17 protein-coding genes are annotated in these 14645 nt (G+C 57.3%); 10 read left to right on the top strand and 7 right to left on the bottom strand.

The genetic code is table 11. From position 1 onward, the window contains the following. Nucleotides 1–90: 90 nt before the first annotated feature. Together AKL27_RS19275 and hisD are read right to left on the bottom strand one after the other, a co-directional pair. Nucleotides 91–1404: an MFS transporter gene (locus AKL27_RS19275; RefSeq protein WP_050464487.1), complete on the bottom strand. Its 1314-nt coding sequence runs from the start codon at nt 1402–1404 to the stop codon at nt 91–93. A gap of 198 nt (nt 1405–1602) precedes the next feature. Continuing rightward, complete coding sequence (gene hisD, locus AKL27_RS19280) at nt 1603–2916, bottom strand: histidinol dehydrogenase (protein ID WP_232311035.1); 1314 nt, start codon at nt 2914–2916, stop codon at nt 1603–1605. Between the two features lie 150 nt (nt 2917–3066). Between hisD and AKL27_RS19285 the strand changes: the two genes are divergently transcribed. The 4 genes from AKL27_RS19285 to AKL27_RS19300 all read left to right on the top strand — a co-directional run bounded on the left by AKL27_RS19285 (nt 3067) and on the right by AKL27_RS19300 (nt 6080). Next, nucleotides 3067–4026 (top strand): LysR family transcriptional regulator, encoded by a 960-nt coding sequence (locus AKL27_RS19285; protein ID WP_050464488.1) that lies wholly within the window; start codon nt 3067–3069, stop codon nt 4024–4026. Nucleotides 4027–4058: 32 nt separating this feature from the next. Continuing rightward, a complete protein-coding gene (serB, locus tag AKL27_RS19290) occupies nt 4059–4934 on the top strand; it encodes a phosphoserine phosphatase SerB (RefSeq protein WP_050464489.1) in 876 nt (291 codons plus the stop codon). Between the two features lie 181 nt (nt 4935–5115). Next, nucleotides 5116–5694, top strand: coding sequence for a PadR family transcriptional regulator (locus AKL27_RS19295; protein WP_050464490.1), 579 nt, complete (start codon nt 5116–5118; stop codon nt 5692–5694). Nucleotides 5695–5756: 62 nt separating this feature from the next. Then, nucleotides 5757–6080 (top strand): DUF3861 domain-containing protein, encoded by a 324-nt coding sequence (locus tag AKL27_RS19300; protein WP_050464504.1) that lies wholly within the window; start codon nt 5757–5759, stop codon nt 6078–6080. 6 nt (nt 6081–6086) lie between these two features. On the opposite strand, the gene sbcB is transcribed toward AKL27_RS19300, so the two are convergent. After that, entirely contained in the window at nt 6087–7520 is a 1434-nt protein-coding gene (gene sbcB / locus AKL27_RS19305; RefSeq protein ID WP_050464491.1) for an exodeoxyribonuclease I, read from the bottom strand. Between sbcB and AKL27_RS27870 the strand changes: the two genes are divergently transcribed. Beyond that, on the top strand, nt 7519–7659 hold the full coding sequence (locus tag AKL27_RS27870; RefSeq protein WP_157057013.1) for a hypothetical protein: 141 nt from the start codon (nt 7519–7521) through the stop codon (nt 7657–7659). The genes sbcB and AKL27_RS27870 overlap by 2 nt on opposite strands. Here AKL27_RS27870 and AKL27_RS19310 read toward each other — a convergent pair. From AKL27_RS19310 to AKL27_RS19320, 3 genes are all read right to left on the bottom strand, one after another. After that, the gene (locus AKL27_RS19310) at nt 7656–8207 is read right to left on the bottom strand and encodes a hypothetical protein (RefSeq protein ID WP_083439164.1); all 552 of its coding nucleotides are present in this window, start codon (nt 8205–8207) and stop codon (nt 7656–7658) included. The two genes, AKL27_RS27870 and AKL27_RS19310, sit on opposite strands and share 4 nt — an antisense overlap. Nucleotides 8208–8335: 128 nt before the next feature. Beyond that, a complete protein-coding gene (locus AKL27_RS19315) occupies nt 8336–8872 on the bottom strand; it encodes a DUF3828 domain-containing protein (RefSeq protein ID WP_232311036.1) in 537 nt (178 codons plus the stop codon). 107 nt (nt 8873–8979) lie between these two features. Continuing rightward, nucleotides 8980–9282 carry an antibiotic biosynthesis monooxygenase family protein gene (locus tag AKL27_RS19320; RefSeq protein WP_050464493.1) on the bottom strand — a complete coding sequence of 101 codons (303 nt, stop codon included), beginning with the start codon at nt 9280–9282 and terminating at the stop codon, nt 8980–8982. A 247-nt stretch (nt 9283–9529) separates the two neighbouring features. On the opposite strand from AKL27_RS19320, the gene AKL27_RS19325 reads away from it, so the two are divergent. The 4 genes from AKL27_RS19325 to AKL27_RS19340 all read left to right on the top strand — a co-directional run bounded on the left by AKL27_RS19325 (nt 9530) and on the right by AKL27_RS19340 (nt 13192). Further along, nucleotides 9530–10048 (top strand): DUF1269 domain-containing protein, encoded by a 519-nt coding sequence (locus AKL27_RS19325; RefSeq protein WP_083439165.1) that lies wholly within the window; start codon nt 9530–9532, stop codon nt 10046–10048. Nucleotides 10049–10320: 272 nt separating this feature from the next. After that, a complete protein-coding gene (locus AKL27_RS19330; protein WP_050464494.1) occupies nt 10321–11616 on the top strand; it encodes a solute carrier family 23 protein in 1296 nt (431 codons plus the stop codon). Nucleotides 11617–11811: 195 nt separating this feature from the next. Further along, nucleotides 11812–12048, top strand: a complete 237-nt coding sequence (locus AKL27_RS19335) for a hypothetical protein (RefSeq protein ID WP_050464495.1) — start codon at nt 11812–11814, stop codon at nt 12046–12048. A 130-nt stretch (nt 12049–12178) separates the two neighbouring features. Beyond that, on the top strand, nt 12179–13192 hold the full coding sequence (locus AKL27_RS19340) for a transporter (protein WP_050464496.1): 1014 nt from the start codon (nt 12179–12181) through the stop codon (nt 13190–13192). A gap of 84 nt (nt 13193–13276) precedes the next feature. Here AKL27_RS19340 and AKL27_RS19345 read toward each other — a convergent pair whose 3' ends face one another. After that, nucleotides 13277–13786 carry a DUF1993 domain-containing protein gene (locus AKL27_RS19345; RefSeq protein WP_050464497.1) on the bottom strand — a complete coding sequence of 170 codons (510 nt, stop codon included), beginning with the start codon at nt 13784–13786 and terminating at the stop codon, nt 13277–13279. A 167-nt stretch (nt 13787–13953) separates the two neighbouring features. Between AKL27_RS19345 and AKL27_RS19350 the strand changes: the two genes are divergently transcribed. Next, the coding region (locus AKL27_RS19350; protein ID WP_050464498.1) for an acetoacetate decarboxylase at nt 13954–14645 on the top strand (692 nt) is incomplete at its 3' end.

Genomic DNA, 14645 nt, shown 5'->3' on the forward strand with positions numbered 1-14645 from the left:
GAAAGCGGCACAGGCCCTGGCAGGCCTGTGGACAGCAAATGGTGAAGACGCCGCATTGCCGGTATCAGCAGACGGCGCGCATCAGCATGGTCAATGTTTGTTCAAATCGCGTCTTGCCGTTTCCGGTACGGTCAGTGCGGCCACGAAAACCAGCGCCGCCAAGGTCGCCAGATAGAAACCCGGCGCCATTGGATTGCCGGTCAGCTTGACCAGATAGGTGCCGACGAATGGTGCGGTACCGCCAAATACGGCATAAGAGATGTTGTAGCTGATGGCAGCGCCGGTGAATCGGACCGAGGTCGGGAACAGTTCGACGAAAAAAGTATAGCTGCCACCGCCGAACACTGCCAGACAGACGGCCAGAATGATTTGCGCAAAAATCGCGCTCTGCAAGGTATGTTGGGTCAGCAGGTTGAAGGTCGGGACGCTGAGGACGGCGATCAGCAATGAGCCGGCCAGCAGCATCGGTTTTCTGCCGATGCGGTCCGACAAGCGGCCGCACAGCGGCAGCAGAATCGAAAAGGTCAGCAAGCCCGCCGCATTTGAAATCAGCGATTCTTGTTGTGTCAGTTTGACGACGGTTTGCAGGTAAGTCACAAAGTAACCGACCATGAAATAGAACGTCAGTGCATTCAGCGACACGATCATGAATACCTGCAACATGCGCAAGCGGCTGCTGCGCAAGCTGTCGCGCAGCGAAACTTTTTTCTGCGTTCCGCGTTCTTCCACGGCTTTGATGAAGGCGTCGCTTTCTTCTGTCTTGTGCCGGATATACAGGCCGATGGCTGACAGTGGCGCCGCAATCAGAAACGGAATGCGCCAGCCCCAGGAGGCATAACTTTCTGCCGACATCGAATTGACGATGCCCAATATCATGACGCCGGCGACGATCGAAGGAATCGCCGACATGGCAATCGTAATGCCGATCCAGAAGCCGCGCCGTTCGATGGGGGCATGTTCCAGCACGAAAGACGGCGCACCGACGGCTTCACCACCGGCCGAAAAGCCCTGAACCAGACGACATACCAGCAAGGCCGCCGGCGCCAGCAAGCCGATCTGACCATAGGTCGGCAGCAGGCCGATGATGGCGGTCGCCGCGCCAATCGACAGCAAGGTAATCGCCAGCACTTTGCGGCGCCCGATGCGGTCGCCCAGCGTGCCGAAAAACACCCCGCCCAACGGACGCACGACAAACGCCACGCCATAGACGGCAAACGCTGCCAGTACGCCGGCCACCGGGTCGGTCTGCGGGAAAAACAATTTGGCGATCATCACCACGGAAAATCCATAAATGGCGAAGTCGTAGAATTCCACGAATTGACCGACCGCCCCCGCAATGAGTACGCGTAAATCTGGTTTCTTGCGCACTGACAGTTCTGGTGCGTTCTCTGATACAGCATTCATTTTCCGGCCCTTTTTTTGGATAGGTGTCAATGGCAGATATCTGGGTGCTCTAAGGCAATTCTGCTGGCGTTTACCGATGAAAAAAGGTGAATTCCGGTTCGGGAATTCACCTGCCTGGCCGTGGGTAACAATCAAGCCGGCCGGGACTTGGGTTGATGCTGATTGATTCTCCCGAGATGATTGTCGGGAAAGGACGCGTCATCCGATCGATGTCAGCGCCCACTCCGGTTTCACGCCCTTGGCGCGTGCCACGCGCAAGTCTCCCGAACGGGCGTGGCCTTCGAAATTTTCTGCGCGTGATGCACGTCCGCACAATTCACCCATCGCCGCGCTGGCCGGCAGCGACCGGATTTCCTGATAGGTTACGGTCTTCAAAAACTTGCCGACCCACAGGCCGCCGGTATACCGGCTGGCGCCACGGGTAGGCAATACGTGGTTGGTGCCGATGACTTTGTCGCCGAATGATACGCAGGTATTTTCACCGAGGAACAATGCGCCGTAATTGGTCAATGCGGTCAGCGCCTGACGCGGCTCGGCGATGAATGCCTGCACGTGTTCACTGCCGTATTGATCGGAAATGTCGAATGCTTCGGTCAGCGTATCGACCACGATGATTTCACCGAAATCACGCCAGGCTGCGGCGGCAATCTCGCGCGTGACCAGATTCGACATCTGCAATTCCATTTCTTTCAGGACTTGCTCGCCGACCTTGCGGGAGGTGGTTACCAGCACTGCCGGGGAATCGGGGCCATGCTCGGCCTGACTGATCAGGTCCACCGCAATGGTGAACGGATCGGCAGTCTCATCGGCAATAATCAATACCTCTGTCGGGCCGGCGAACAAGTCGATGCCGACTTCGCCGAACAACTGGCGCTTGGCTTCGGCGACATAGGCGTTGCCGGGACCGGCCAGCATGTCCACGCGGTCGATGGTGGCGGTACCGATGGCCATGGCAGCCACCGCTTGCACGCCGCCGAGCAGATAGATTTCATCGGCGCCGGCGAAATATGCAGCAGCGACCGAGGCATCAGGAATGGCGCCGCGATTGGGAGGGGTACAGGCAATCACGCGTTTGACGCCGGCTACCTTGGCGGTGGTGATGATCATGTGGGCCGATGCCAGCAACGGATATCTGCCGCCGGGAATGTAGGCGCCGACCGCGTTGATCGGGATATTTTTCTGGCCGAGGAAGATGCCGGGTTGTACTTCGCTTTCGAAATCGCTGACCGAGGCCCGCTGCAATTCGGCAAAGCGGCGCACATTGACTTGCGCCGCGCGAATATCGGCCAGCGTTTGCTCTGGCAAGCGGGCGATGGCGGCATCAATCTGCTGCTGCGACAGCCGGAAGGAGTCAGGACTCCATTGATCGAACTTTGTCGAAAACTCGCGCACGGCAGCGTCGCCTTGACTGCGAATCTGCGCAATCACGTTCTCGACTACTTCCCGCACTTGCGGCGTTGATGACTGAACGGAATGCGTCTGTTGCGCGGCTTGTTTCAGGTGGTACTTCAATGTCGGCTCCGAAGATGAATGTTGGCGTGAATTGCGGGGGAGGGCCTGTGGCGCGGACTCTGGCGCTCCTCTATTGGTCGGGTTTGAGTATAGAATTCAGCCTGACATCAGGCAATATCCATATCCTTATAAATTGCATAACCTTTACTTATGACACTGGTTCAACTGGAAGCTTTTGTTTTATCCGCCAGGCTCAAGACATTCAGCGCTGCCGCACAGCAGATGGGCATTACGCAACCGGCGGTGTCGGACCTGGTGGCACGGCTTGAGGCCGAGCTCAACACCAAGCTGTTTCGACGCACCAAGCGCTCGGTGATCATCACTGCCGCCGGCGAGCAATTGTTCCCGTTTGCCGAACAGTCAATGACCTCGGCCATGCAAGGCGTGCAGGCAGTCAAGTCGATGATGTCGCTGGGCGGCGGCACGGCCACCTTCGGTCTGTTGCGCAATGCCGATTTTTATCTGGGCACCAATCTGGCGAAACGGTTCCATGCACTGTATCCCGACGTGCACATTCGCCTGATTGGCCAGAACAGTGCCGAGACCGCTGCCGATGTGGCGTCCGGTTATCTGGAAGCCGGTCTGGTGACGTTACCGATCGATGATGCGGAGCTTGACGTGGTGCCGCTCGCGCGCGACGAAGTGTTGTACGTCAGCGCGGATCAGAAACGGGGCCGCAAGCCGCCGGGTATTTACGATCTCGGCGAAGTGCCGCTGGTGTTGTATGACGCCCATTACGCCCTTACGGATCCGGCCCGGCGCCAATTGAATGACCGGGCGCGGGTGGCCGGCGTCAAACTCAATCCGCTGATTGAGGTGGAGTATCTGGCGACCGCACTGGCGCTGGTGTCGGAAGGTATCGGCGACACCATCGCTTGCCGCGCTGCGCTCAAATCGGATGGCTATCCGGCCAATCTTTACAGTACCCCGTTCGCCGAGCCGCTGTACGATACGCTGGCGCTGGTCAAGCGTCGCGGACAGTTGCTGTCGCCTGCAACGCGTGAACTGGCGCGACTGGCGCATGAATCGCTGATTGCCTTTCAACGCTCGGATGCCGGCACCACGGAATTGCTGCCAAGTGCAACCGACACCACTTCCTTCTTTTTCTGACCATTGTGAAATCAGTTTTTGAAAACGACGCCATGCAATTGCTCATCCAATCCGAATCTCCCGTCACGCCGCAGGCCGTGGCACAACTGTCCGCCGTATTGCAGGCCACGCCGTCTTCCGGCACCGGTGACCCGTGCCTGACATTTTCCTTGGCCGCAGCACCAGCCCCGGAAACACGCGCCGCGGTGCGGGACATATGCCACCAGCATCAATGTGATCATGGCTGGATCAGCAAGCGCCGCGTGCTGGCCAGTTATGGTCTGCTGGTGTTCGATATGGATTCGACGCTGATCAACATCGAATGCATTGATGAACTGGCCGATTGCGTTGGCCGCAAGGCAGAAGTCGCCGCCATTACCGAGCGCGCCATGCGCGGCGAAGAGATGGATTACGACCAGAGCATGATTGCGCGCGTGCAGTTGCTGCGAGGACTGGCTGCGCGTGATCTCAAGCGGGTCTATGACGAACGCCTGACGATCACGCCGGGTGCACGGCAACTGGTGCAACAGGCGCGTCGCGCGGGGTTGAAAACAGCGATCATTTCCGGCGGCTTTGACTATTTCGCCGACCGCCTGCGGGCTGAACTGGAGATTGATGTTGCCATCTCGAATCGCCTCAGCATGGAGCACGGTTATGTCACGGGCGGAATGGATAACCCGCCGGTCAATGCGCAGGTGAAGGCCAGTACCGTGAAATCACTGTGCGCTGAATGGGGCGTGGCACTGAGCGACACGATTGTTGCCGGCGACGGCGCCAATGATCTGCAGATGATGGCGATTGCCGGTGTGTCCGTCGGCTACCGGCCGAAGCAAATCGTGGCAGAAAAAGTCGATATTCAGATTGCACACCTGGCACTCGATTCAGTACTCGGCTATCTGACGCCAAACGGATTTGCCGCCCGGGTGTGATTACCGATACCGGCTTGATGCCGGTCTGCGCTTGACGGGAGATTCCCGTTTCCGTCGTGGCTGATTGCTGCATGGCAATCGTTGTTTCCGCCACGCGGGCAACAAAAAAAGAGGCAATACATCCTTGACTTAGGCATTTCTAAGATATATCTTAGTAACGTCTTAATCAAGAGGAGTCAATATGTTTGGACGTTTAACTGGCCGCATGTGCGGCCCCAAGCACAATCGTCATGAGCGCCCGCATCACGGTGGTGGTGGCTTGTTTGAAGATCGCGGTGGCCATGGCCGCGAAGGCGGACGCGGTGCACGCATGTTTGAACAAGGCAGTCTGCGTCTGGTGATTCTGCATTTGTTGCAGGAAAAGCCGCGTCACGGTTACGAAGTGATCAAGGCCATCGAGCAATTGGTAGGTGGCGAGTACAGCCCGAGCCCGGGTGTGATTTATCCGACGCTGACCTTGCTGGAAGAATTGGGCTATGCCGCCATCGAAGCGGAAAATGCCGGCAAGAAGTTGTATCGGATTACTGCGGAAGGTGAACATTTTCTGCGCGAAAATCAGGAAGCGCTGGATGTGGTGCTGAAACGATTGGAATTGCGGCAGCGTGCGATGGGACCGGAAGCACCGGAACTGCGTCGCGCCATCCAGAATTTCAAGATGTCGTTGCATACCCGGCTGGCCAAGGGGGATCTGACCAAGGCCGAGTCGCACGCGATTATCGACATCATCGACAAGGCGGCAGTCGCCATCGAGCGTACCTGATGATTGCCAGCTGGCTGAGTCTTTCGCCTTTCATCAAACCACTGAATGCAGAAGGAGTCTGCATGCGCGAACATCGCTATCGCATCACGCTGGAACATGTGGCGACGGCATCGGCCGGGCAGGCACAACATGTGCCATTGCAATTCGAAGCCGGCAATCACGACGATCTGTTTGTCATCGTCGACAAGCTGCGCAGCAAGCAACAGTTCGATGCCGATGCCAGCGCCGCGCTGGCGGTCGGTCTCAAATTGTTTACCGAAGTGATGCTGAAGAATCGCCAGCATCCCTTGTTTTCCGAGATCAGCCAGCCACTGCGCGATTTCATCGGCAAGCTGAAATCGCAACCCGATGCCGACGCAGATAACGCTGGCGCAGTACCCGCCTAGTCCGGTTCAGGGCCGGTCCGGCATGATCATTTCCGCATATTCATAGAGCGCGGCGAGAATTTCCTCGTCGCGCTCATTTGCATTTGCAGACAACTGATCAATCTCGCTGGAGAACATGTCAAAGTTGCGCACGCCGCCGGCGCCATCGAACAGACGCGCCGCGCGATGCGCTTCCCAGCGCGTCGCTTCGTCTTCGCTCAGTGTCTCCGGGAAGTTGCGGGCGCGATAGCGGAACAGCAATTCCAGCAAACGCTTGTCATCAAAGTGATAGCTCGCCTGCGCCAATTGTTGCGGCGACAGCGCGCGCAGTTGCGTCAATTCGCGCCGGTCATTGTTGCTGATAAAGCCGCCATACAAATCTTCATCGACATCCGGTGCGGCTTCTTGCGGCCGCCGGTAAACCTCGGCCCACAGCTTGCTCAGATCGGGCAGGGCGGCAGCCGCAGTGGCGTTCAGCAGCGCGCCGTCGAGATCGATGCCGAGTTCGGCGGCACGCGCTGCCGACAGTGTCTTCAGGTTGCCGACCACCATCGGTGATTTGTTCAGGTGAATGCTTTTGACCGGCAGCCGCGCCACGCCTTCCGGCAAATCCTCTTTCTTGCTGAACATGCGCAGGCGTGCGGTATCGGCATCGAGCGTCGCCAGTTCGCCGGGATCGCTGCTGAGGTCCCAGGCCAGTACTTCATTCTTGTTGGTCGGATGAATACCGAGCGGCCACATCACGGCCATGCAACCGCGTACCGCCGGGAACATGCCGGAGATGTGCAGGAACGGATGCGCCGCCGGCAAGCCGATTTCCGCCGCAACCTTGTCTTTCTTGTGCAGCGCCAGACAAAAGTCGAACAAGCGCGGTTGCTTGTCTCGAATCAGGCGCGCCAGGGCAATCGTGGCACGCACGTCCGACAGTGCATCATGCGCTGCTTCATGCACCAGGCCATTGGCCTTGCTCAGATGTTCCAGCTTGAAGCTGGGCGTGCCGTCTTCCTTGGTCGGCCACACGATGCCTTCGGGCCGCAAGGCACAGGTGGCGCGTACCACGTCGAGCAAATCCCAGCGGCCGCAACCGTTTTGCCATTCGCGCGCATACGGATCGATCAGATTGCGCCAGAACATGAAGCGGGTAATTTCATCATCGAAGCGAATGGTGTTGTAACCGACGCCGATGGTGCCGGGTTCGGCCATGGCCTGTTCGATTTGCGCGGCAAACTGATATTCCGGAATCCCGCGTTCCAGGCATACCTGCGGCGTGATGCCGGTAATCAGACAGGATTGCGGATCGGGCAGGAAGTCAGACGCCGGCTGGCAATACACCATGATCGGCGCGCCGATTTCATTGAGTTCGGCATCGGTGCGGATGGCGGCGAATTGCGCCGGCCGGTCACGCCGCGCCTGTGCGCCGAAGGTTTCGTAGTCGTGCCAGAGAAAGGTGTGATTGGACATGGTCAGCGTAGTGGAAACAAAAGAGGCGCGGCAGATGCCTGCCGGCGCATGGTGGATCAGCCGGCGCGGCTGGCTGGCAGTGCTTGCGGCATCGGACCTGCGGCTGCGATTTTACCTGATGCGGTGGCTGGCGAACTAAGCTTTGGGTACAGCCGGCTGCCGCAGTTGATCGAGAATCGCTTGCAGCGTTGCTTTCAGATTGCCATGTCGCATCGGCGCCGCAGCGCCGCCGAATTCGATATCGTCGATTACCCAGCCGCGTGCATCCCGGCCCAGCAACAAACGATCCGTCCATTTGATGGGCGTCGATTTGCCATCATTCCAGGTCAGCTCGACGGCGCAGCCGGCATTGTCGTCCTTGAGTTCGCACGCCAGAATCTTGAAGGCGGTCAATCCTTTGGGATTGGCGCTCAGCAAATCGCCCTGCACCAGTGCCGGTTCATCGGGATTGGCCAGATGCGCCTCTTCCGCCACCGACACATCCTTGACCAGATCAAACAGCGGTACCGACAGATATTCCCGAACCGCGATCAGTTCCTGCAAACTCAGCGCGCCGGCCGGTTTGAGTGTCTGGTGCATCTTGTAGAAGCGGGTCACCAGATCGCGGGCCTGCTCTTCTTTCGCCGGAGTGCATGCCAGCGTCATGAGGGCGGCAATGGCGATAATGATGGTGCGGACAAACTTCACGATTTTTCCCCCGAGTCTGACTGTGTATTTGTGACTGCTTGAGTTTTATGCAACGTGGCCTGATTTTACGCAAAAAGAATGCATTAAGGAAATAAGCCTGCCGCAGCAACTGCTGTCGGGGGAAAACATCATTCGGCCTGGCGCACCACGTCGGTCAGTGCATCGCTCAGATATTCCCGGTGCGAGGACTGGCCATTCCCGGAAAACTCGATATCGTCGATACGCCAATGCTGATCTTCCTTGACCAGCAAGACCTTGTCTTTCCAGTTTTCGGTCGCGCTGTCCTTGCTTTCATAGGTAAACCGGACCTGACAATAGGCCTTGTTGCCTTCCGTTTCACAACTGTCGATGCGGTAAGCAGTGGCGCCTTCGAACAGCGATGTAAACAAATCCCCTTCGATCATCGGGGCGGCCTGATTGTTGAGTGCCGCACGGTACTTGGCTTCAGTATCGGATGCCTGTTGCATCAGGGTATACAGCGCACGCGATACAAACGGTTGCAGTTGCTTCAATTCATCCGGACCGGGAATGCCGGCGACGCGGGTTTTCAGATGCTGGTCATAAAGACCGCTGATGACTTGCTCTTGCTGGCTGGCATCACTGGACAGACCGCCGCAGGCAGTCAGCACAGACAGCGCCAGCAAGATGAGGAAACGCTTGAACATGTTCATTTCATACTTTTCTGCAACGGGGAGCGGTCGCCGCGCGACCTTCCCGATGCGTCGTGACTACAATTGCGGCCGACACCCGCAGCCGGGTGCGACTTCACTACTCAAGCAGCAGTGTTCAACAGGGCAAAGTGCTCCACCTGTGGTGCACTGGCGAAGAACGGTCCGACGATGCCGCGCCACTCGGCAAATGCCGGCGATTCGCGGAAATCCACGGTGTGATTTTCCAGTGTAGCCCATTGCACCAGCAACAAATAACGTTCCGGTGCTTCAACCCCTTTTTGTATCTGATGGCCCAGGTAGCCTTTGGCTTTGGCGATGGTCTGCGCGACACCGCGCGCAATGGCGGCGTCGAACTCGGCTTGTTGGCCCGGTTGAATGCGAATGTCGGCAAGTTCCAGAATCATGTTGTCTCCGTTGGTCAGGGTGGCGTCTCTTCTGATTGATACCCTACGGCTATTTACCGGAAGAGTTCTATAGTCGTTCTATAGCAAGCGGGCCTCGATTATCACATTTTCCAGCGCTGCGTGCCTCGTGCAGCAGGCGCCGACATGGGCGAAGGTTTCATTTTTGTCATCGCAACTGTACTTTGGCACATGAATGACTATGCTGAAGTCAAGGGGGCAATTTTGTTTTGTTGTCGAGGAGACCATTATGTTGGGCAGACAAAGACTGTATTTCATGTTGCCGGATATCGCCAGTGCCCGCAGCATGCTTGATGAACTCTTGCTGGCACGGATCGAGATCAGGCATATCCGCTTTTGGGCGCGTGACGGCGACTTGCCCGACGACATGCCGGACGCCAGTTTCTTCCATAAAACCGATCTGGTGCATGGGGCCGAAATGGGTATGCTGGTGGGTGGCCTGATCGGGCTGGCAGGCGGCATCTGGCTGGTGACGTTTCCACCCGAGTGGGCGCACCTGAACATGCTGACCGTGTTGATTACAGTGGTGTTCGGCGCGGTGCTCGGCAGTTGGATGTCTGGCATGGCGGCAGCGGCGCTGCCCAATTCCCGCCTGAAAGACTTTCAGCAGGAAATTGCTGCCGGCAAGGTATTGCTGATGATCGATGCTCCTTTCAAACGGGTCGCCGAAATCGAAGAAATGATGGCGCGCCGCCATCCCGAAATCAGGTTTGGTGGTGTCGAACCGCACATTCCGGTCTTTCCTTGACGCGTGTTATTCCTTATTGTCAACGTGGTATGTATCGCCGGCCCTGAGCCGGCGATTTTCATGAGTGCGGCCGTTTTGATGAGCGCAACCAGGAACCAGATTGGCGCAGCGCTGCTGGTCTGATGCCGAATCCGCACCGCTTGTGCGCAGCCGCTGCACCGTCAAATTGCAGCATCGGATTTATTTGCGTTTGCGACCCGGCGACGATTGTTATTTGTGCCCGGCGTCAATACACTAACCCCCGGTCCAAATTAAAAAAAGAAAGGCAACTCATGGCGGGTTCTTATTTTCCTCAGTGGCGGGTGCGCAGCAGCGCAGCCGATGGTCAAGGGCAGGTGATTGCAGCCGACGAACGACTGCCGATGCCGCAGACGGTGGCAATGGGTGTGCAGCACGTGGTGGCCATGTTCGGCTCGACCGTACTGGCGCCGTTGCTGATGGGATTCGATCCGAACCTGGCGATTCTGATGTCGGGTGTCGGTACCTTGCTGTTCTTCGTCTTGGTTGGTGGCCGCGTCCCGAGTTACCTCGGTTCCAGTTTTGCCTTCATCGGTCTGGTCATCGCCGTCACCGGTTACGGCGGTCAGGGACCGAATCTGAATCTGGGCGTGGCGCTGGGCGGCATCATTGCCTGTGGCGCCTTGTATCTGCTGATCGGGGTGCTGGTCAGCATGGTCGGTACGCGCTGGATTGAAAATCTGATGCCGCCGGTGGTGACCGGTTCGGTGGTGGCAGTGATCGGTCTGAATCTGGCGCCGATCGCCGTCAAGGGCGTGACCGGTAATAATTTCGATGCCTGGATGGCACTCGGTACGGTGTTGTGCGTAGGGCTGGTGGCAGTGTTCACGCGCGGCATGATGCAGCGCTTGCTGATTCTGATTGGCCTGTTGCTGGCCTATGTCATCTACATTGCACTGACCAATGGCGCCGGCCTCGGCAAGCCGATTGATTTCAGTGCCGTCGCCAATGCCGCCTGGTTCGGCATTCCGCATTTTTCGGCACCGGTATTCAAATTGGATGCGATGGCGTTGCTGGCGCCCATCGCCATCATTCTGGTGGCGGAAAATCTGGGTCACATCAAGGCGGTCAGCGCCATGACCGGACAAAACCTGGACAAGTACATGGGCCGCGCCTTCATCGGCGATGGACTGGCGACGATCCTGTCGGGCAGCGTTGGCGGCACCGGTGTGACGACCTATGCGGAAAACATCGGGGTCATGGCGGTGACCAAGATTTATTCGACGCTGGTCTTTGTGGTGGCAGCGGTGATCGCCATCGTGCTGGGCTTTTCACCCAAGTTCGGTGCGGTGATTCTGACCATTCCGGGCGCCGTGCTTGGTGGCGTTTCGATTGTGGTGTTCGGTCTGATCACCATCTCCGGCGCCCGCATCTGGGTTGAAAACAAGGTCGACTTTTCCAATAACACCAATCTGATCGTCGCTGCCGTAACCGTAGTATTGGGCGCCGGCGATTTCACGCTGAAGCTGGGCAACTTTGCGTTGGGCGGCATCGGTACCGCTACCTTCGGTGCCATCATCCTGTATGCGCTGCTGAAAAAGCGTTCCTGACAGCGTTGTCAGTCAATAAAGCAAATACGGCAGGTGCGGTTCCACAATCGCACCTGCAATAAAATTTCCATTGAGCAATTTATCGCGGCTCACTATACTAGCCGGGCCAGTCAATATCGTGATTCGCAACCAGCCCGGGAAGGGGCGCGGATCACTTGTCTGCATGACAAGCCCACACCAACAACAGGATGCCGCATGAACGCCGTTTTCAAGAGAACTTTCGTATTGTTGTGTATTGCCACGCCACTGCTGGCGGGGTGTGATGCCTTGGCCGGCAAGAAGGACTACGCCTATTTCAGAAAGAATGTCGATGAAGCAAAATCGGTTTCCGATCAATGCTCCATGAATGGCACTTCCGGCATGAGCACGGCGCAGATCGCGACCTGCAATGCGGCACGCGACGCCTACGCCAACCGCAACTTCAACTACTGAGACCACGGGCCGCAAGCGGCCACCTGCAAAATGGCGGTGGCTGAGCGTCGCCGCATTTTGCTTGTCACAAAACTGTCAAAGTCGGCCGGTAGAATCCAGCGTCTCTCTTTGATGGCTTGTTCCGGTCGCTATGCATAACCCTCCCGTTTCACCGCAGGCGCTGCACGTGTTGTATGAGCCGGCCGGTTTCATCTGCGCCTTCCGCTTTGATGATGGCGCCGCCACCGCGCTGAAATGGCATGAGATACAGACCGATACGGTGGTCGCCCCCGCTTTTACCTGGTTGCATCTGAAGACCGCCGACGTCAAGGTGCAGCAATGGCTGGAGCACAAGGAGGACATTCCTGAGCACATCAGTGAATTCCTGCTCAGCAACGATACCCATCCCTGTCTGCACACCACTACCAACGGTGTCTACGGCACGCTGGCCGATATCAAGATGGAGATCGGCGACACCGGCACCGAAAAAGGCGCATTGCATTTCTTTCTGGATGGCAGCCGTTTACTGACATTGCGCACGCAAGCCTTGTGCTCGACCAATATGCTGCGGCAGAAGGTGCTCGACGGTGCGCGGTTTCACAATGCCATGGAATTGTTTGCCGAACTGCTGCGTTGCCTGGCAGACGGTTTCAATGCCCGGCTTGAACATCTCAACGATAACGTCGATGACATTGAAGAATCCGTGCTGTCGGACCGGCGCTCGGAAGATCGCAGCGAACTCAGTGCGATCCGCCGCCAATTGGCCGAATTGCGGCGACACATTACGCCGGAACGGCGTTTGTTGAGTCAGCTCAACCGCTTGCGTCCGGCCTGGGTGCCATCGAGCGCGCTGGAAGAATTGACGCATGCGCTCGATGAACTCAACGATTTGCATCTGACGCTGGAAACCTTGTATGAGCGCGCCAAATTATTGCAGGAAGAAATTGCCTCGCAGATGTCCGAGCAAATGAACCGCAATCTGATGGCCTTGTCGATTTTGACGGCGTTGCTGATGCCGGCGACCTTGGTGTCGGGGATTTTCGGGATGAACGTGGCCGGTTTGCCGGGTTTGCATGACGAGGCTTCATTCCTGATGGTGATGGGCGTCATGGGCGGCCTCGGCGTTGCCACGGTAGGGTTGTTGAAGTGGCTCAAGATCTGGTAAGGCAGACGCCGCGCCAATGAAAAACGCGCCGGGATCGCAGAGCGGCCACGGCGCGTTTTTTTTGCAGACTGCAGCGTTACGCTATCAGTACTTGCCCATGAAATCGCCCTTGCCGATTTCCAGACCATTGCTGCGCAGGATCGCGTAGGCAGTCGTCACGTGGAAGAAGAATTGCGGGAAGCCGTAGTGCAGCAGATAGTGCTCACCGGTAAAGCGCTTTTCTTTCGGTGTGCCCGGACGCAGCACGACTTCACGTGTTTCGGCACCCTTGAATTGTTCGCTCTTGAGGGTATCGAGGAAGGCCAGTGTCTTGTCCAGACGCTCTTGCAGATCGGCAAAACTCTTTTCGTTATCGTCGTAGGCCGGCATGTCGACATCGGCCAGGCGTGCCGAAACACCCTTGGCGAAATCACAGGCGATCTGGATCTGGCGCGTGAAGTTCAGCATGTCCGGAAACAGACGCGCAGTCAGCAAAGCGTCAGCTTCGATTTTTTTCTCGGTGGCGTGCGCTTCAGCCTTTTTCAAGACATCCTTGAGGCTGTTGAGCAATTGTTTGAAAACCGGGACGGAGGCGTTGTAAGCAGAAATTGTCATGGTTTATTCCTTGGTTGAGGTCGCTGCGATGATAGCAGCTTCGCCGCTATGGTGTTTTTGCATGCGATATCGCTTGCTTGTGAATCTTTTGATAAGGCCGGGGTCCATCTGGAGCACCGATTGAATGTGCCTGCCATCCGGCCGGCAACTATTTCCTGGGAGTAAGGATGACTGAAGATGATGTCCGTCGCAACGCGTTTTCCATGCCAATTCACAATCCGGCGTTTCCTCCCGGCCCCTATCGTTTCATTGATCGCGAATTTCTGATCATCACCTACCGCACCGACCCCGACAAGTTGCAGGCCATGGTGCCGGCGCCGCTCAAGGTGACCGAGCCGATTGTCAAATTCGAGTTCATCAACATGCCGGACTCGACCGGCTTCGGTCACTATTGCGAATCGGGTCAGGTGATTCCGGTCACGCTCGATGGTGTCGCCGGCGGCTATGTACACAGCATGTATCTCAACGATCATCCGCCGATTGCTGCCGGTCGCGAGTTGTGGGGTTTTCCGAAGAAACTGGGCGAGCCCGAATTGCGGGTGCACAAGGATACGCTGATGGGCACGCTCGATTACAGCGACCTGCGCATTGCCACCGGCACCATGGGCTTCAAGCACAAGACGCTGGATAAGGAGACGGTAAAGAAATCGCTGGAGACGCCGAGCTTTTTGCTGAAGATCATTCCGCATGTCGATGGCACGCCGCGTATTTGCGAACTGGTGCAATACACATTGCAGGACATCACGATCAAAGGTGCCTGGAGCGGACCGGCGGCGCTTGAGCTGTATTCGCATGCGCTGGCGCCGGTGGCGGATTTGCCAGTGTTGGAAGTGCTGTCGGCGGTGCACATTCTGAGCGA

Source organism: Herbaspirillum autotrophicum (genome assembly GCF_001189915.1).
Lineage (GTDB): Bacteria > Pseudomonadota > Gammaproteobacteria > Burkholderiales > Burkholderiaceae_D > Herbaspirillum > Herbaspirillum autotrophicum.

Coding starts and splice junctions, on each gene's coding strand:
- AKL27_RS19275 (WP_050464487.1), bottom strand. CDS start 1,404: ATGAATGCTGTATCAGAGAACGCACCAGAACTGTCAGTGCGCAAGAAA.
- AKL27_RS19285 (WP_050464488.1), top strand. CDS start 3,067: ATGACACTGGTTCAACTGGAAGCTTTTGTTTTATCCGCCAGGCTCAAG.
- serB (WP_050464489.1), top strand. CDS start 4,059: ATGCAATTGCTCATCCAATCCGAATCTCCCGTCACGCCGCAGGCCGTG.
- AKL27_RS19295 (WP_050464490.1), top strand. CDS start 5,116: ATGTTTGGACGTTTAACTGGCCGCATGTGCGGCCCCAAGCACAATCGT.
- AKL27_RS19300 (WP_050464504.1), top strand. CDS start 5,757: ATGCGCGAACATCGCTATCGCATCACGCTGGAACATGTGGCGACGGCA.
- AKL27_RS27870 (WP_157057013.1), top strand. CDS start 7,519: ATGGTCAGCGTAGTGGAAACAAAAGAGGCGCGGCAGATGCCTGCCGGC.
- sbcB (WP_050464491.1), bottom strand. CDS start 7,520: ATGTCCAATCACACCTTTCTCTGGCACGACTACGAAACCTTCGGCGCA.
- AKL27_RS19315 (WP_232311036.1), bottom strand. CDS start 8,872: ATGTTCAAGCGTTTCCTCATCTTGCTGGCGCTGTCTGTGCTGACTGCC.
- AKL27_RS19320 (WP_050464493.1), bottom strand. CDS start 9,282: ATGATTCTGGAACTTGCCGACATTCGCATTCAACCGGGCCAACAAGCC.
- AKL27_RS19325 (WP_083439165.1), top strand. CDS start 9,530: ATGTTGGGCAGACAAAGACTGTATTTCATGTTGCCGGATATCGCCAGT.
- AKL27_RS19330 (WP_050464494.1), top strand. CDS start 10,321: ATGGCGGGTTCTTATTTTCCTCAGTGGCGGGTGCGCAGCAGCGCAGCC.
- AKL27_RS19335 (WP_050464495.1), top strand. CDS start 11,812: ATGAACGCCGTTTTCAAGAGAACTTTCGTATTGTTGTGTATTGCCACG.
- AKL27_RS19340 (WP_050464496.1), top strand. CDS start 12,179: ATGCATAACCCTCCCGTTTCACCGCAGGCGCTGCACGTGTTGTATGAG.
- AKL27_RS19345 (WP_050464497.1), bottom strand. CDS start 13,786: ATGACAATTTCTGCTTACAACGCCTCCGTCCCGGTTTTCAAACAATTG.